We start from the raw sequence: 17148 nt of genomic DNA on the forward strand, positions 1-17148 counted from the left end.
TCCGCGCGATGGCCGATCAGATTGCACTGTTAAAAATGAGTCCTGGCAAGCCGGCGCCACTCGGGCCAACACAACTGAGTGCCGACAGCTGGAACTTCGCCGTCTATGCCCCGGATGCAACCGGGCTGCAACTGTGTTTATTCCGCCCGGATACGGAAGAGCTGCTGGCAGAAATTCCTTTTAGTGGCCGCACCGGTGAGATCTGGCATTTGCAAGTGCAGGGCGTCGCTGAGGGCACCCTCTATGCGCTAAAAGCCGCAGGCCCGAACCAGCCGGATCGCGGCTTATTGTTTGACAGTAACAGGTTGTTACTGGACCCCTATTGCCGGCAGTTAAACCGGCCACAGTACTGGCATGAACAGCAATATTTAAGCCGTAGTCACTATTCATTGGCCAAAGGCGTACTCAGCAGCACTGAGTTTGATTGGCAGGGCACCACTAAACCACAGATCCCACGCGAAAAAACCGTGCTGTATGAGGCGCATATCAAGGGCCTGACCATGCAGCATCCGGCGGTACCGGAAGCGCTGCGCGGTACCTATCTTGGTCTGTGTCAGCCAGAGGTGATCGCCCATTTAAAGGCACTGGGTATTACTACGGTGCAGTTACTGCCGGTGGCGGCCTTTATGGCAGAGCCACGCTTAAGCAGTCTGAAGCTTACCAACTACTGGGGTTACAACCCGCTGGCATTTTTTGCACCCGAGCCACGCTATCAGGTAGAAGATGCGGTACAGGAGTTTAAAACCCTGGTGCGCACCCTGCATCAGCATGGGCTGGAAGTGATTCTGGATGTCGTCTTTAACCACACCGCTGAAGCCGGCGAAGATGGCCCGGTGCTCAGTTTCCGCGGTCTGGCCAACCGCCAGTATTATCTGTTTCACAGCCATGGTGAAATGATTGATTATCAGAATTACTGCAACTTTACCGGCTGTGGTAATACGTTAAACCTGTCACATCCGGCGCTGCAAAAAATGGTGCTGGATGCGCTGCGGTACTGGCTGACCGAGATGCAGGTCGATGGCTTCCGCTTTGATTTGGCGGTAACGCTGGGCCGTGAGCATAAACGCTTTAATCCCTATGCGGCCTTTTTTCAAATTATTGCCCAGGATCCGGTGCTGTCGCAGGCCAAGCTGATTGCCGAGCCCTGGGATGTCGGGCCCTTTGGCTACCATCTGGGGCAGTTTCCGGCGCATTGGTCTGAGCTTAACGACAAGTTCCGCGATACCTGCCGTGCGTTCTGGCGCGGCGACAGCGGCACCTTACCGGAATTTGCCACCCGCTTACTGGGCTCGCGCGATATTTTCCAAAAGCACCATAAACCAGCCAGTTGCAGCGTCAATTATCTGTGTTATCACGATGGCTTTACGCTGCAGGATCTGGTCAGTTACCAGCACAAACATAACTGGCTGAACGGTGAAGAAAACCGGGACGGCCATAGTCATAACCTGAGTAGCAATCATGGCGTAGAAGGCCCAAGCTCAGATCCGGCAATCGTCGCCGCCCGGTATCAACATAAGCGTAATCTGGTAGCGACCTTGCTGCTCAGTCAGGGCATTATCCACTGGCTGGGCGGTGATGAGCTGAGCCATAGCCAACATGGCAACAATAACGCCTACTGCCAGGATAATCCGATTTCCTGGCTTAACTGGCAATTGGATGGCCATAGTACGAAGTTTTTGCAGTTTGTGCGCCAGATGATGGCACTGCGTAGCCAGTTTAGCTGCCTGCAGCAGCTGAGTTTACTGGACGATCAGTATCAGCTGCATGGTGACAAGCATCAGGTGCACTGGTATTTACTCGATGCCACGCCGATGCAGGAACAACACTGGCATCAGGCCGAACTTAACTGCTGTATGCTGGAGATTATCAATACCAACAGCCGGCAAAGCCTGCTGGTGCTGATTAATGGTTCAGCCCGCAATGAAGCCGTGTTATTTCCGGGCAACAGCCGGCAACTGGTGTTTGATACCGCGCTGGATGATGGCTTACAACCGGTTAAACCACTGCAAGCCAGCCAATGGCTACAAACGGCGCACAGCCTGTCAGTCTGGCAGTAGGCTTATGCCGGTTATTCGGCTATAATGCCGGCCATTTTTCGAGCCGCGCCAAGGCGCATTTCTCTGCTGTTTAAAGGATCGTCAAATGACAGACAACACACCACTGTGTGATATCGGCTTCGTTGGAGCCGGCGTAATGGGCAAAAACCTGATCTTAAACCTGGCAGACCATGGTTACCGGGTGGCGGCCTTTGACCTCGATCTGCAAAAGCTCGAAGCCGTGCTGGCGCAGGATACCGCAGAGCGCGGTGACCAGCCGCCGCGGGTAATTGGCTGTAGCTCCTACACCGAATTATTATCCCGCCTTTCTGCCCCCCATCTGATTGTTCTCTCTGTTCCCGCCGGTAAAGCCGTAGACGATGTCTGCCACAAGTTGATTGATGCCGGCATTCAGGCCGATGATATCGTGGTCGATACCGGTAACAGCCTGTGGACCGATACTGTCGCGCGGGAAAAGAGCTTTGAAGGCAAGTTTATCTTTTTCTCAACCGCCGTTTCCGGCGGTGAAGTCGGTGCCCGTTTTGGCCCTTCCTTGATGCCAAGTGGCGATCCCTATGCCTGGACCCGGATTAAACCCTTATGGCAGGCCATTGCGGCCAAGGTTGATCCGGCCACCGGCAAAGCTATCGAACGCTTTGAGCCGGGTAATCCGGTTACCGAAGGTGAGCCATGCGCCAGCTATATTGGCCCCAGCGGCTCAGGCCACTATGTGAAGATGGTGCATAACGGCATTGAATATGCCGATATGCAGTTGATTTGTGAAGTGTATCAGGTGATGCGCGATGTGCTGGGCATGTCGGCGCTGGCGATTGCCGACATTTTCCGGCGCTGGAATGAAGGCCCGCTGCATAGCTATTTAATTGGCATCAGTGCCGAGGTGCTGGCCACCAAAGACAGTGAAACCGGCTTGCCGCTGGTCGATGTGATTGTCGATAAAGCCGGCCAAAAGGGCACCGGCCTGTGGACTGCGGTCAGTAGCCTGCAGCTGGGTAGCCCGGCGCCGACCATTGCCGAAGCGGTGTACGCCCGTTCTATCTCGGCCCTTAAAACCGAGCGGGTCAAGGCTGCGACAGTGCTGGCGGGTCCGGCGCAAAACCTGTATAGCGAAGCGCAGCAGGCGGAGCTGATTCAGATGCTGCACGATGCCCTGTACTGCGCCAAGATTTGCGTTTATGCCCAGGGCTTCCATTTAATGAAAACGGCGGCGGAAGAGCAGGGCTGGCAGCTGAATTTCGCCGAAATTGCGAAAATCTGGCGTGCCGGCTGTATTATCCGCGCGGTATTCCTGCAGTCGATCAGTGAAGCCTATGAGCGCAACGACGAGCTGGAGAACCTGCTGCTGGATCCGTTTTTCTCCAAGCAAATTTCGGTCTATCAGCAAAACTGGCGTAAAGCGGTTGCTAATGCCTCGCTGGCCGGTATTCCGGTAGCGGCGCTGAGCTCAGCACTGAGTTACTACGATGCGTATCGTACTGCAGTATTGCCAGCCAACCTGCTGCAAGGGCAGCGCGATTATTTTGGTGCCCATACCTTTGAACGTACCGACAAGGCTAAAGGTAAGACTTATCACGTAGATTGGAGCCACCCAGAGCGGCCAATGGTGAAAATTAAATGACGACGATAATCGGAACCCCGGGTACCAGCAGTAGCACCAAGGTGCTGTTATTAGGTGCCGGTGAGCTTGGAAAAGAGCTGTGTATTGAATTAAAGCGCTACGGTTGTGAAGTGATTGCGGTTGACCGCTATCCGAATGCGCCGGCGATGCAGGTGGCTGATAAAGCCGTGGTGATCTCGATGCTGGATAACGCCGCACTGCGCCAGCTGGTGATCAGCGAAAAGCCAAGCCTGATTGTGCCGGAGCTGGAAGCCATCGCCACCTCGGTACTGCTCGAGCTGGAGCAGGCCGGATTTAACGTGGTGCCCAGTGCCAAAGCCGTTAATCTGACGATGAACCGCGAGGGGATCCGCCGTTTAGCCGCCGAGCAGCTGCAATTACCGACTTCACCCTATCAGTTTGCGGAAGATAAAGCCGGCTTTCTGGCCGCAGTCGCGGCTATTGGTTATCCCTGTGTGGTTAAACCTATTATGTCTTCCTCAGGCAAAGGCCAGAGCGTGCTGCGCTCGGATGCCGATCTGGAGCAGGCCTGGGCCTATGCGCAGGAGGGTGGCCGTGCCGGTAAGGGCCGGATCATCGTGGAAGGCTTTATCGATTTTGACTATGAAATTACCCTGTTAACGGTGAATTCGGTGTCCGGGATCCAATTTTGTGCGCCTATTGGGCATCGCCAGGAAAAAGGCGATTACCGCGAAAGCTGGCAGCCACAGCAGATGTCAGCTGTGGCACGGCAAAAAGCGGAAGCTTACGCGACTGCCGTAGTACAGGCGCTGGGCGGTAAAGGCTTATTCGGTGTTGAGCTCTTTATCAAAGGCGACGAGGTTTGGTTTAGCGAAGTCTCACCCCGGCCACATGATACCGGTATGGTGACGCTGATCTCGCAGCAACTGAGCGAGTTTGCACTGCATGCGCGCGCCATTCTGGGTTTACCTATTCCACAGATCAAGCAGTACGGCCCGGCCGCATCAGCCGTATTGCTGGTGCCGGGGCAAAGCCAGAATATTCAGTATGCCGGCTTAGCCGATGCGCTGCGTGAACCTGATACGGAGTTGCGGCTCTTTGGTAAGCCGGAAGTGCAGGGCGAGCGGCGAATGGGCGTGGCGCTGGCGCTGGCAGAAAGCACTGAAGCGGCAACGGCGAAAGCGTTGGCGGTAGTAAAGCAGCTAAAGGTAAGCTTGCTGTAAAGCGCCATAGCTTAGTTTACCACGGCTTAGTTGACCACATAAAAAAGCCCCGAATCTCGGGGCTTTTGCATATTAGGTTGTATTGGAAGCTTAGGCTGGATTAAAAGCCAAACACCCAGCGCGCCAGGGTTAACGTCAGGACGCTGACCACCACTACCGAGAAGATATTCAGCGCAAAGCCGGCTTTAACCATATCGGCAATTCTAAGCTGACCGGACGAGAAAACGATAGCATTAGGTGGAGTTGCCACCGGCATCATAAAGGCACAACTGGCCGCAATGGCCGCCGGGATCACCAGCGTTAACGGGGTACCAGACATTGCCAGCGCCACCGGTGCCAGCAGCGGTAAAAAGCCGGCTGCGGTAGCGGTATTGCTGGTGATTTCGGTCAGGAATACGATCACTGCAGTGACCACCACGATCATCACCCAGAATGGCACATCACCCAGCAGGATCACCTGATCGGCAATAAAGGCCGCCAGCCCGCTTTTGGTGATCAAGGCGGCTAAACTCAGACCACCACCAAACAACATCAGAATCCCCCAGGGCAGTTTTTTGGTTTCATCCCAGGTCAGGATGCGAGTATTCTTGCGATCCAGTGGCAATACCAGCAGCAACAGGGCGGCAGTCATGGCGATAGTAGTATCATCCAGTGGTAAGCCACTCCAGCTGGCCAGTAACGGCCGGAAGGTCCAACACAGCGCGGTCAGCACAAAGATGGTCAGCACCGCTTTTTCACCACGTTGCATCCGGCCCAGCGTTGCCAGTTGTTGCCGGAATAAGCCCTTAGTTTCAACTGCAGCTACCTTATCAACCTGATAAGCGGCCCGCGTCAGCCAGAGCCAGCTGATCGCCAGTAAAATAATACTTAGCGGCAAACCTACCAGCATCCACTCGGCAAAACCAATCTGGATCTGGTAGTTATCGGCAAGAAAGGCCGCCATCAGTGCATTGGGTGGCGTACCAATTAAGGTTGCCAAACCACCGATAGAGGCGGCGTAAGCAATGGCAAGTAGCATAGCTTTGCCAAAGGCGCTGTCTTCCTGATCCTGATGTAACAGCTGCATAATCGACAGCGCAATTGGCAGCATCATCACCGCCGTCGCGGTATTTGACATCCACATCGACAAAAAGGCGGTGACCATCATAATGCCGCCGATCTGCTGGCTGGGCTTGCTGCCCACCAGCAACATGGTATGCAGCGCAATGCGTTTATGCAGTGACCAGCGCTCCATCGCAATGGAAATAATAAAGCCACCGAGAAACAGGAAAATCAGCGGATGAGCGTAAGGCTGCGCCGTTGCCGCCAGGCTATTCAGATTAAGTAATGGTGCAATAACCAAGGGTAAAAAAGAGGTTACCGGGATTGGCACCGCCTCACTGATCCACCAGCTGGCCATCCAGAATGTCAGGCCCAGTACCAGCCAGCTTTCCTGATTCATGCCAAAGGGTGCTGTGCTGAGCAGCGTGAGCAGCATAAAAGCCGGGCCAAGCAGTAGCGCAAACCACGGAGTTTTGGTAATCGTTGTCATGGTAACCTTCCTAGAAGCGATACTGTAAGCCAGCCACGACTGAGGTGTCCGTCGCGTCGGTTAACACCAGCTGTGTCAGATAAACATAGGCTTTGCTCTGGCTGTTAAACAGATAGTCGACGCCCGTGGTGTAGTGATTTGCGGCGCTGCGTTGCCGCAGGCTGGATGTATCCCGCCCCAGCTGCAGTTTAGGTACCCAGTTACCAAACGGATACTGCACACTGATATAACCACCGCTGCCACTGCGTTCGCCTTCTGCTTCTTCACTATATTGCAGTAACACCCCCAGCGTAAAGTCGGACAACTTTTGTTGCCAGACCAAACGGCTGGCATCCAGGCCGTTTAAACTCTGTGCCCGGGTCAGGGTGATGTAGTAAGGCTGGCTGTTCAGGTTACGATCGCCATAGGCCAGACTGACGGCTACACCGTCTTTACCTTGCTGCAGTTCATTGTCCTGTCCCAGCACATAGGTAACAGAAAGTTCAAAGCCCGCCAGTTTAGGTGAGATATAGGTCAGACTATCACCGAGCCGATCCTGGCCGGGCAGGATTTGGGCGATGTCACCGCTGGTCTCGTTGTATAAATCAACTAAGCCCTCACTGGTTTTCAGCCGGGTGTCATTACGCCCGGCGATCAACTGGCCAAAGCTACCTTTGATGCCAACAAAAGTATTACGGGCAGAAAATGGCGTTTGGGTATTGGCCTCATCAAAGCCTCGCACATCGACTTCATAGGTAAAAAAAGCGGTCAGATAGTCGTTCAGTTGCTGCTCGCCGCGTAAACCAAAGCGGCTAAAAGGCATATCCAGTTGGGTACCTTGCTCGGCATAGCGCATAAAGCCCTTATCGGTATGCGCCAGCTGCACTTCAGCCTTACCATAAAACTGGATCGCAGGGGCGGGCAGGTTACTGGCCTGAACCATGCTGATTGGCAGGGTACAGGCGGCCAGTGCGGCCAGGGTACGGGGGCGGATTAATTGAAAGATGTTGTCCTGTTGCATAGCTACCTCTTGCTCTGTCGTTATAATTAATTGCAACAGGGCTTTAGCAACTATGCTGCCAAGATTAAAAGCCAATAAATACAGTGCCTTGGGATTGTAGAGGTCAGTTTTGGGGTCAAATTTGACCCTGTAATCTGCGGCCTTGGGTGGAAAACCACCCAGCTTAGCTTTCGCTATCCTCGTCAGGCAGCTGACTACGCAGCAGACCATACTTGCGCATCTTGTCGTACAAGGTTTTACGAGGCAAATTCAGCGCCTGCATAGTGTCTTTAATGCTGCCCTTGGTGGCATTCAGTGCTTCTTCGATTAGCATTTGTTCGAAAAACGCGACCCGCTCGCTCAGTCCCATGGCGCTGCCAAAGGTATCGGGTAAGGTCAGGCCTTGCTGCGCGAATGCTGCCTCAGGTCCCAGTAACACAAAGCGCTCTGCCAGATTGCGTAGCTCGCGTACATTACCCGGCCACGGATGGGCCAGTAGCCGGTCGAGCTGGGCTTGCGTCAGCGCCAGTACCGGCTTGTGATAACGGGCGCTGGCCAACATGGCGAAGTGTTTAAACAGCAGCGGAATATCCTGCCGTCTTTGCCGCAGCGGTGGAATAGTGACATGCACCAGATTAAGGCGGTAATACAAATCCAGTCTGAAATCGCCGGTGGCACTTAACTCGGCCAGATTGGTCTTGGTGGCGGCGATAACCCGCAGATCCAGACTTTTTGCCTGATTGCTACCCAGCGGTGTCACCTTGCGCTCTTCTAAAACTCGCAGTAGGCGTACCTGAACACTGAGCGGTGTGCTTTCAATTTCATCCAGAAACAGGGTGCCGCCATTGGCAAATTCAAATTTGCCAATGCGCTTTTTATCGGCGCCGGTAAAAGCGCCGGCTTCACAGCCGAAGAGTTCACTTTCAATCAGCTGTTCCGGAATAGCGCCACAATTCAGCGCCACAAACTGTTGCTCACTGCGCGCTGAATTATCGTGCAAATAGCGGGCGACCAGTTCTTTGCCGCTGCCGGTCTCACCTTCAATCAGCACATCGGCTGGCGTATCCAGGATCAGGTCCAGTAACTGGCGCATCTGATCCATACCCGGGCTATCGCCAATTAATTGCACCCGGCCACGCCGGCTTTGCTGGAGCTGGGCTTGCAAGCGCCGGTTTTGCAGTGTCAGCTGGCGGCTGGCGACAGCTTGTTGCAGGGTTTTTAGCAACAGGCTGTGATTGACCGGCTTCTCAATAAAACTACAGGCACCAGCCTGCATCGCCGTAACCGCAATACTGACATCGCCATAGCCGGTTAGCAAAATAACCGGCAGTTCGGCGTCGCGCTTTAAAATCGCGGCCAGCACACTTAAACCGTCCTGCTGCGGCATATTCAGATCGGTGACAATAACGCCGGCGAAATCGGGCGTCAGTTGGCTTAGCAGGCTGGCTGGATCGGTAAAAGTCCGGCATTGCCAACCTTCCAGACTCAGGCCCTGTGCTAAAGCATCCAGAATGCTGCTGTCATCATCCAAAAGCCAGACTTGCTGCGGGTTTTTCATGCGTTACTCCGTGCGGTAAAGCGGTAAAAATAAGGTCACCACGGCGCCGCCATCTGGATGATTCGCTATCTGTAAACTGCCATGATAGCTCTGTACGATTTGCCGTGAGATAGACAGGCCAAGGCCGAGTCCCGAGCCTTGTTTAGTGGTAAAAAAGGGCTCAAACAAATGTACCATCACATGCGGTTGGATACCGGGGCCATTGTCATGGATCTGCAGGCAAGCCTGCTGCTCTTGTACGCTCAGGCGAATACTGAGCTGGCACTGGGGTAAACCTTCGCAGGCCTGAACGGCGTTACCAAGCAAATTCACCAGCACCTGCTCCAGCTGAAGCGGATCCACCTTAACGTGTGGTGCGGCCTGTTCCTCAAAGCTAATGCTGACCGCTTGCTGGCGCAGTAGCGGCTGCAGCAGATCCAGCGCATTATGCACCAGGCTCTGCAGTGTCACTACCCGGGGGGTATTGGCGGCCTTGCGGCTAAAGCCTTTAAACTGCTGCACGATATGATTTAAGCGTAGTAACAGCTGACTAAGTTTATCCAGATTGCCCGCCAGTTCGGTATGCTGGCCGCGGGCTAATAGCAGCTGACTGTTCTGTAAATAACTGTGCATGGCGGTCAGCGGTTGGTTTAACTCATGGTTAATGGACGCACTTAACTGGCCAATGGTTGCCAGCTTGGCGGCTTGCAGCAGTTGTTCCTGAGTTTGTCTGAGCTCTTGTTCTGCCTCACTGCGCTGGCGGATCTCCAGTTGCAGTTGCTGGTTGCTCTGTTGCAGCGAAGCGGTGCGCTCGGCCACAGCCTGTTCCAGCTTTTGGTAGAGCTGGGTGCGCTGTAATTGTTGCTGGCGGCGGTTTCGCCAGTATTGTGCCGTTAACAGCAGCAGTGTTAACAGCAGCGCCAGGCTGATACTGTATTGCAACGCCTGAATCTTTAACGGCCGGGTTGGATGCAGCATCACCAGTTGCCAGGGTAGGGCTTGATGGGCTTTCTGGGCTACCGTGTACTCGGTACGCGGCAACTGACTCTGACCAGGCTGCTGCAGCAGCTGCCATAAGCTGCCTTGCTGTTTTACCGCCAGGGCCGGCAGTAACACCCCCGGATGACGGGGCAGGGTCAGGCTTTGTTCACCCAGCTGCGTTAAACGCCAGGCCGGATTATTGCTGGCAAGCACGGTATTTTCTTCATCGACCAGCATAAACAACCAGGGACTCTGACCGGCGATACTCTGATACGCCAACTCTAACTGATCAATATTCAGTTTGCTGGTCAGCACACCATAACGCTCGCTGGGCTGTTGTTGCACCAGATTAGAGAAATAGATGCCACGCTCTTTTGAGATCCAACCCAGACCATAGTCTATGTAACTTTGCCCGGTGCGGATGGTTTCAGTGAAGTACGGCCGAAAGCCAAAGTTGTAATCGAGAAAACTGACTTCCTGTGCAAAGTTACTGCTTGCCAGCACCAGACCGCTATGGTCCATCAGATAGATAGAAGCGCTGCCACTGGCCAGATTAAAATCGGCCAGTAATTGACTTAAGGCACTTTTATCGGAATCCACCGCGGCTGAGAGCGCCTGTTTAAGCTCAGGGCGGGCGGCCAGACTCTGATTAAGCAGCGAAAAGCGAGCCAGTTGCTGCTCGATGTAGAGATTGAATTCAGCACCATGCCGAAGCGCAGTTTGCTGGGCCTGACTCAGCAAGCGGTTAAACAGCAGTTGGTAGCTTAGCAAGGTAAATAGCAGCAGTACCAGCAGGAGGCTAAGCGGGGTTTTTAATCGACTTGGCATAACACACTCAATCAGGGGGAGAGCCAGCCGGCTGTCCGCACAAGGTATCTGCCGCCGTACTATACCTGAAATGCGCTGACGGCTCTATGCGCTACAGTTTATTGTCGGTATTTATGCAACAACTTACTGTAATAGCAAAACTTATACGCGCTTTTGCCAGATGCAGCTATGCTTAACAAAAATACAAAAAATACGACAGGAGCAGGGCTATGGGATTCTGGTCAACAGCGGCAGGCCGCTTACTGATTCTTCCATTACTGGCGTTAGCCGGTTTTCTGGTGATTGCTGCCGTGGCGCTGGATGCGCTGCAGCAACGGCTGACGGAAGGACGCGAACAACGGGTGGTGGCGGTGATTGATGTGGGGATGACCCTGGTTAAGCACTACCAGCAATTGGAAAAAAGCGGCGCCCTGAGCCGTGAGCAGGCACAACAGGCCGCATTATCGGCGATCCGTGCCATTCGTTATGACAAGGTCGAGTATATCTGGATCAATGATCTGGGGCGGCCCTTTCCGAAAATGGTGATGCATCCTACCGTGCCTGCTTTGGAAGGCACAGTACTGGACCGGGCAAGTTTTAATTACGCGACGTTAATGCGTAGCCCCGACGGTCGTCAGCAGCAAAAACTGAATAACCAAAACCTCTTTGTGACCTTTGTTGATACCATTGGCCGTTATGGCAGTGGTTTTGTTGAATATCAATGGACCAAGCCGCTACCCGGTGGTGGTGTTACCGAGGAGCGTTATACCAAGCTGTCCTATGTGATTGCGGATCAGGAGTGGGGCTGGGTATTGGGCTCCGGCATCTATATTGATGATGTGCAAAAGATGTTCTGGCAAACCGGGTTACGGCTGGCATTGGTAATAGTGCTGGTGATGTTACTGACCGTTGCCGTTTCGCTGTATATCCGCCGTTGGTTGTTGCGCCAGCTGGGTGGTGAGGTTGCCTATACCCGGCAATTGGTGCAACAGGTAGCGGCCGGTGATTTTAGTGCCAGCATTAGCCTGAAAGCAGGTGATCAGGATAGTTTGCTAGCCGCCGTTGCTGCCCTGGTTGGCCGCTTGCGTGAACTCATCGGTCAGCAGCGGGCTCTGGTGAGCGGGCTGAATCAGCAATCTGAGGCGCTGGATAGTTCCAGCCAGCAAAGTCAGACCTTACTGCAACAGGTTATGGAGCAAACCACCCAGGTTGCGACTGCAGTGCACGAAATGAGCACCACCTGTGATGATATGGCGCGTAATGCGACTACGGCGGCACATTCGGCACGGGATGCCGATCGTGAGGCGGCTGCCGGTACTGCGGCTGTTGGTCAAACCTTACAGGCTATTAATCAGTTACAAAGCAAAGTGGAGCAGGTGGCAGCGGTGTTATCGGAGCTCTCCGACAGCAGTCAGCAAATCGGTGCCGTGACGGAGGTGATTGGCAGCATTGCAGAGCAAACCAACTTGTTGGCACTAAATGCCGCCATCGAGGCCGCCCGTGCCGGTGAACAGGGACGGGGCTTTGCGGTGGTTGCCGACGAAGTCCGCACCCTGGCCAGCCGTTCGGCCAGCTCTACTCAGGATATCAACAGCAAGGTGCAGGAAATTCAGCAGGATGCCGCCCGCGCCGTCAGTTCAATGCAACAAAGCCAGCAGGAAACCAGCCTGACCATCGCCCGTTCTTCTGAAGCCAGTAGCGCCTTGCAGCGTATCAATGGCGCTGTTGCTCAGATCACCGACGTCAATGACCAACTGGCCAGTGCTACCGAAGAGCTGGCGATGGTTGCCGGTGGTATTAACCAGAATATGGAGCAAATTGCCCAGGCAGTGCAGCAAACCCATGAACAGGCAGCACAGTTGGCGGGCGCCAGTAGCCAGTTACGGCAAATGGCACGGGAATTAAATAATCTGTTAGCCGGCTTCCGCGTATAATAGTTTAAGTGAGAATTTCTGTGATGTGCTGAGGTACAGATGAAACTAACAGAACAGCAATGGCGGGAACGCCTGACTGACGAACAGTATCGGATCACCCGTTTAAAGGGCACCGAGTATCCGTTCAGTGGAGAATTGTTGCACCATACGGCTGATGGCACCTACCACTGCATCTGCTGTGGTACCGTGTTGTTTGATTCGGCGACTAAGTTTGATGCCGGCTGCGGCTGGCCGAGTTTCTATCAGGCGATAGAGGGTAAGGTCAGCTATAAACCGGATCACAGCCATGGCATGCACCGGATTGAAATTCTCTGTGCCGCCTGCGATGCCCATTTGGGGCATGTGTTTGACGATGGGCCCTTGCCAACCGGGCAGCGCTACTGTGTCAACTCGGTGTCGCTGCGCTTTCAACATACTACCAAGGTCTAAAAAATTCTGTAATTGTTGTGGTAGGCTTTCATAATCCATTACAATAGGCCGCCTTTCAAAACCGCTGTACCCTACATAAAAGCGGCCAAGGCAACTCCGATTAATTCATCTTATTGAAGTAAAAGGCCTGAACATGACCCTATCACACGCAGAGCAGTACCAGAAGAGCTGGCAGGAGCGCCAGGAATACGCCGAAAACATGTTGCCAATTATTGGCCGTCTGTACCGTAACAAAGGCATCGAAGTCGTGATTTACGGCCGTCCGCTGGTCAATGCTACCATCATCGATATCATCAAAGCGCACAAAACTGTGCAGCGTTTCGAGGGGCAAAAACTGCGGTTACGTGAAAGCTTCCCGGTACTGGAAGCAATCAGCAAGATGAATCTGGCCCCGGGCCGCGTTGATATCGGTAAGCTGGCTTATGCTTTCCTGTACAAAAACGTCGCGGAAGGTTTAACGCTGGAGCAGTATCTGGCCCGTGAGTTGTCACAAATTCTGGATCATGAAGATAAAGTGAAGCCGGTTGACGTGGTGCTGTATGGTTTTGGCCGGATCGGCCGGCTGTTAGCCCGTCTGATGTTAGAGCGCTCTGGTCCAAGCGTTAAATTACGCTTAAAAGCCATTGTTGTGCGTGGCGGTAAGCAGGGCGATCTGGAAAAACGTGCTAGCCTATTGCGTCGCGATTCCATCCATGGTCCTTTTAACGGCAGCATTACAGTCGATGAAGAAAACCAGGGCATTAAAGCCAACGGTACCTTTATCAAAGTGATCTATGCCAATTCGCCGGAAGAAGTCGATTACACAGCCTATGGTATCGACAATGCGCTGGTGGTTGATAATACCGGTATCTTTAAAGATGACGTCGGTTTGTCGGTACATCTGAAGAGCAAGGGTGCGGCCAAGGTGCTGCTGACGGCACCGGCCAAAGGCGATGTGCCAAACATAGTGTATGGCGTAAACCAGCATATGATTACCCCGGATCGCACTATCGTATCAGCAGCCAGTTGCACCACCAATGCTATTACACCGGTATTAAAAGCACTGAACGATGAGTACGGTATCCGTAATGGTCATGTGGAAACGGTACACTCTTATACCAACGATCAGAACCTGATTGATAACTTCCACAAAGCCGAGCGTCGTGGCCGGGCGGCACCATTAAATATGGTACTGACCTCAACGGGCGCTGCCAGTGCCGTTGCTAAAGCGTTACCGGAGCTGAAAGGCAAGTTAACCGGTAATGCGATCCGGGTACCGACTCCTAATGTGTCGATGGCGATTCTGTCGCTGAACCTGAATCGCGAAACTAGCAAAGACGAGCTGAACAACTTCCTGCAAAACACCTCTTTGTTCTCTGAACTGCAGGATCAGATCGACTTTACCAGCTCAACCGAAATCGTGTCATCCGATCTGGTTGGCTCGCGCTACGCCGGTGTGGTTGACTCACAGGCGACCATCGTTGATGGCGACCGCTGCGTGTTATACGTTTGGTACGATAACGAGTTCGGTTACAGCGTGCAGGTTACCCGGGTGATGAACGAAATGGCCGGCATTACCTATCCGACACTGCCTGTCGCCAAATAAGCTTAACCCACCACTAAAAAACCCGCCTCGCAGCGGGTTTTTTTATCCACAGCACTCCGGTACCGGTAGGAGCTCAGAGGTCAGACCGGTACCGGAGTGCTGTGGATAAGTTTTGGAATAAAAAAAGCCAGCGCTAGGCTGGCTTCTTGGAATTCGGTATCGAATTAGCCGATAACAGTTACGTTAGCAGCTTGTGGGCCTTTTTGACCTTGTTCGATTTCGAAAGCAACTTTCTGACCTTCGTTCAGAGTTTTGTAGCCTTCAGTTTGGATTGCACGGAAGTGAACGAAAGCGTCAGCGCCGCCGTTATCTTGAGTGATGAAACCGAAACCTTTGTCAGCGTTGAACCACTTAACTACACCAGTTACTTTAGCCATGAGAGACTCCTAAAAATTTTGATAAATGTAATAACGCAAAATGCGCTGTTAGCCTGACTGTTACTTATGTGGCCAAACGTGCGTGAATCTTCAGGACATGACTTACAAGCGAAGCTGTGTAGCGAAGTTTTCAAAAACAAGTTGTTACATAGGTCTGTACTACAGGCCGGACACCACTATAACAGGTATTGCAGGAATGTATAGCTTTATCGGTGAATAATTTAGCGAAATCACACACTACAGCAACTGGTGCTATTTTCACCGCAGTTGGCGGCCTGGTTTTTCACGAAAAGCCGCAGCGTCGGCATAAAAAAAGGCCGGATAACCGGCCTTAATTAAAGCAAGGTGAACTTAGCCGGCGATCGCAGCAGCCGGTGCCACGAATGGCAGGTTCAGTGCCTGGGCTACGCCCTCGTTGGTCACTTTGCCACGGTAGACGTTCAGGCCAGCCAGCAGATGCTGGTCATCCCGCAGCGCTTGCTTATAGCCTTTGTTGGCTAAGCGCAGAATAAACGGCAGGGTAGCGTTATTCAGGGCGAAGGTAGAAGTGCGTGGTACCGCACCTGGCATGTTTGCCACGCAGTAATGCACCACATCATCAACGATATAGGTGGGTTCAGCGTGCGTGGTTGGCTTAGAGGTTTCAACACAGCCACCCTGATCGATTGCCACGTCAACAATAGCTGAACCTGGCTTCATCCGCTTGATATGCTCTTTGGTCACCAGCTTAGGTGCAGCAGCGCCCGGTACCAGCACGCCACCGATCACTAAGTCAGCCGCCAGTACTTCCTGCTCCAGCGCATCAGCAGTAGAGTAAACCGCTTTAACGGCACCGTTAAACTGCGCATTGATACGACGCAGTACATCAACACTGCGATCCAGTACGGTAACATCAGCGCCTAAACCTACCGCCATTTGCGCGGCGTTAGTACCGACCATACCACCACCGATCACCACGACCTTGGCTGGCGCTACGCCTGGTACACCACCTAACAGCATACCGCGACCACCACAGGATTTTTCCAGTGCCCGGGCACCGGCCTGAATGGACATCCGGCCCGCCACTTCTGACATTGGCGCTAACAGTGGTAAACCGCCTTTGCTGTCGGTAACTGTTTCATAGGCGATACAGACAGCGCCTGATTTAATCAGATCGGCAGTTTGCTCCGGGTCCGGCGCTAAGTGCAGGTAAGTAAACAGGATCTGGCCATCGCGCAGCATGGCGCGCTCAACGGCTTGTGGCTCTTTTACCTTAACAATCATCTCGGCTTTGGCGAAGACTTCAGCGGCGGTGCCCAGTACTGTGGCACCGGCAGCCTGATAATCTTCATCGGTAAAACCGATGCCAATACCGGCATTGTGTTCAACAAAGACGCTGTGACCGTGGCCAATCACTTCACGGACGCTGGCAGGTGTCATGCCGACACGGTATTCATGGTTTTTTATTTCTTTTGGTACACCGATGATCATAGGTTTCACCTTGGTTGGGTTGGGTAAAATTTTTGCGCAGTATAGCGATAAAAAACCAGAATTAATGCTTGTTTTTAAACGCTGAAATAGCAGAAAATCCTGTTTATGAATTTGGCTTGGAGTTTTATGCTGAAATGTACTCTTTAAATAAGAGTGTCAAGAAGTTAGATCGGATTGACCGCAAAATTCTGGTGGAATTACAAAAGGATGGCCGTCTGGCGAATGTCGAATTGGCCAGGCGGGTAGGGCTGAGCCCCACACCCTGTCTTGAGCGGGTGCGCAAGCTGGAAGCCGAAGGCTTTATCCTCGGCTACAACGCCCAGGTCGATCCGCATAAAGTCGGTGCGGCGTTGCTGGTATTCGTGGAAATTACGCTAAGCAAAACCTCACCGGAAGACTTTGACGAATTTAGCAAGGCAGTACAGAAGCTGTCGGAAATTCAGGAATGCCATCTGGTATCCGGCAGCTTCGACTTTTTACTGAAAACCCGGGTAGCCAATATGGCCGCCTATCGCGAACTGCTGGGGGAAACCCTGCTCAGGTTACCGAGCGTGCGGGAAAGCCGGACCTATGTGGTGATGGAAGAAGTAAAGCAAAGTAGCTTTGTGGCGATACCTTAAGTCATTTTAGTATAAGGTAGTTTGGTATCAGCCACTTTGGTA

Annotated in this window: 13 protein-coding genes; 7 read left to right on the plus strand and 6 right to left on the minus strand. The window is 53.1% G+C overall.

What is annotated here, in order from left to right; genetic code table 11:
- Nucleotides 1-8 precede the first annotated feature (8 nt).
- From glgX to purT, 3 genes are all read left to right on the plus strand, one after another.
- Complete coding sequence (glgX, locus tag H1D31_RS07185) at nt 9-2057, plus strand: glycogen debranching protein GlgX (RefSeq protein ID WP_261257315.1); 2049 nt, start codon at nt 9-11, stop codon at nt 2055-2057.
- 85 nt (nt 2058-2142) lie between these two features.
- Nucleotides 2143-3672 (plus strand): NADP-dependent phosphogluconate dehydrogenase, encoded by a 1530-nt coding sequence (gene gndA / locus H1D31_RS07190; RefSeq protein WP_008949381.1) that lies wholly within the window; start codon nt 2143-2145, stop codon nt 3670-3672.
- Between the two features lie 5 nt (nt 3673-3677).
- Nucleotides 3678-4856, plus strand: coding sequence for a formate-dependent phosphoribosylglycinamide formyltransferase (gene purT, locus H1D31_RS07195; protein WP_218060729.1), 1179 nt, complete (start codon nt 3678-3680; stop codon nt 4854-4856).
- Nucleotides 4857-4956: 100 nt separating this feature from the next.
- Here the strand turns inward: purT and H1D31_RS07200 are convergent, their stop codons facing one another.
- The 4 genes from H1D31_RS07200 to H1D31_RS07215 all read right to left on the minus strand — a co-directional run bounded on the left by H1D31_RS07200 (nt 4957) and on the right by H1D31_RS07215 (nt 10712).
- Nucleotides 4957-6387, minus strand: a complete 1431-nt coding sequence (locus H1D31_RS07200; protein ID WP_261257317.1) for an SLC13 family permease — start codon at nt 6385-6387, stop codon at nt 4957-4959.
- A gap of 10 nt (nt 6388-6397) precedes the next feature.
- On the minus strand, nt 6398-7387 hold the full coding sequence (locus H1D31_RS07205; protein WP_261257318.1) for a porin: 990 nt from the start codon (nt 7385-7387) through the stop codon (nt 6398-6400).
- 163 nt (nt 7388-7550) lie between these two features.
- The gene (locus tag H1D31_RS07210) at nt 7551-8924 is read right to left on the minus strand and encodes a sigma-54-dependent transcriptional regulator (protein ID WP_261257320.1); all 1374 of its coding nucleotides are present in this window, start codon (nt 8922-8924) and stop codon (nt 7551-7553) included.
- 3 nt (nt 8925-8927) lie between these two features.
- Entirely contained in the window at nt 8928-10712 is a 1785-nt protein-coding gene (locus H1D31_RS07215; RefSeq protein WP_261257321.1) for an ATP-binding protein, read from the minus strand.
- Nucleotides 10713-10921: 209 nt separating this feature from the next.
- Between H1D31_RS07215 and H1D31_RS07220 the strand changes: the two genes are divergently transcribed.
- The 3 genes from H1D31_RS07220 to H1D31_RS07230 all read left to right on the plus strand — a co-directional run bounded on the left by H1D31_RS07220 (nt 10922) and on the right by H1D31_RS07230 (nt 14639).
- A complete protein-coding gene (locus H1D31_RS07220) occupies nt 10922-12625 on the plus strand; it encodes a methyl-accepting chemotaxis protein (protein ID WP_261257322.1) in 1704 nt (567 codons plus the stop codon).
- A 39-nt stretch (nt 12626-12664) separates the two neighbouring features.
- On the plus strand, nt 12665-13054 hold the full coding sequence (msrB, locus tag H1D31_RS07225; protein WP_008610285.1) for a peptide-methionine (R)-S-oxide reductase MsrB: 390 nt from the start codon (nt 12665-12667) through the stop codon (nt 13052-13054).
- A 133-nt stretch (nt 13055-13187) separates the two neighbouring features.
- A complete protein-coding gene (locus H1D31_RS07230) occupies nt 13188-14639 on the plus strand; it encodes a glyceraldehyde-3-phosphate dehydrogenase (protein ID WP_008610286.1) in 1452 nt (483 codons plus the stop codon).
- Nucleotides 14640-14803: 164 nt separating this feature from the next.
- On the opposite strand, the gene H1D31_RS07235 is transcribed toward H1D31_RS07230, so the two are convergent.
- Both H1D31_RS07235 and ald read right to left on the minus strand, forming a co-directional pair.
- The gene (locus H1D31_RS07235; RefSeq protein WP_008949373.1) at nt 14804-15016 is read right to left on the minus strand and encodes a cold-shock protein; all 213 of its coding nucleotides are present in this window, start codon (nt 15014-15016) and stop codon (nt 14804-14806) included.
- Between the two features lie 351 nt (nt 15017-15367).
- Nucleotides 15368-16486, minus strand: a complete 1119-nt coding sequence (gene ald, locus H1D31_RS07240; protein ID WP_261257326.1) for an alanine dehydrogenase — start codon at nt 16484-16486, stop codon at nt 15368-15370.
- Between the two features lie 134 nt (nt 16487-16620).
- Here ald and lrp point away from each other — a divergent pair, with 134 nt between their 5' ends.
- Nucleotides 16621-17106 (plus strand): leucine-responsive transcriptional regulator Lrp, encoded by a 486-nt coding sequence (gene lrp / locus H1D31_RS07245; RefSeq protein ID WP_008610290.1) that lies wholly within the window; start codon nt 16621-16623, stop codon nt 17104-17106.
- Nucleotides 17107-17148: the final 42 nt, after the last annotated feature.

It is taken from the genome of Alishewanella sp. BS5-314 (assembly GCF_025377695.1).
GTDB classification, from domain to species: Bacteria; Pseudomonadota; Gammaproteobacteria; order Enterobacterales; family Alteromonadaceae; genus Alishewanella; species Alishewanella aestuarii.

Coding starts and splice junctions, on each gene's coding strand:
- glgX (WP_261257315.1), top strand. CDS start 9: ATGGCCGATCAGATTGCACTGTTAAAAATGAGTCCTGGCAAGCCGGCG.
- gndA (WP_008949381.1), top strand. CDS start 2,143: ATGACAGACAACACACCACTGTGTGATATCGGCTTCGTTGGAGCCGGC.
- H1D31_RS07200 (WP_261257317.1), bottom strand. CDS start 6,387: ATGACAACGATTACCAAAACTCCGTGGTTTGCGCTACTGCTTGGCCCG.
- H1D31_RS07205 (WP_261257318.1), bottom strand. CDS start 7,387: ATGCAACAGGACAACATCTTTCAATTAATCCGCCCCCGTACCCTGGCC.
- H1D31_RS07210 (WP_261257320.1), bottom strand. CDS start 8,924: ATGAAAAACCCGCAGCAAGTCTGGCTTTTGGATGATGACAGCAGCATT.
- H1D31_RS07215 (WP_261257321.1), bottom strand. CDS start 10,712: ATGCCAAGTCGATTAAAAACCCCGCTTAGCCTCCTGCTGGTACTGCTG.
- H1D31_RS07220 (WP_261257322.1), top strand. CDS start 10,922: ATGGGATTCTGGTCAACAGCGGCAGGCCGCTTACTGATTCTTCCATTA.
- msrB (WP_008610285.1), top strand. CDS start 12,665: ATGAAACTAACAGAACAGCAATGGCGGGAACGCCTGACTGACGAACAG.
- H1D31_RS07230 (WP_008610286.1), top strand. CDS start 13,188: ATGACCCTATCACACGCAGAGCAGTACCAGAAGAGCTGGCAGGAGCGC.
- H1D31_RS07235 (WP_008949373.1), bottom strand. CDS start 15,016: ATGGCTAAAGTAACTGGTGTAGTTAAGTGGTTCAACGCTGACAAAGGT.
- ald (WP_261257326.1), bottom strand. CDS start 16,486: ATGATCATCGGTGTACCAAAAGAAATAAAAAACCATGAATACCGTGTC.
- lrp (WP_008610290.1), top strand. CDS start 16,621: ATGTACTCTTTAAATAAGAGTGTCAAGAAGTTAGATCGGATTGACCGC.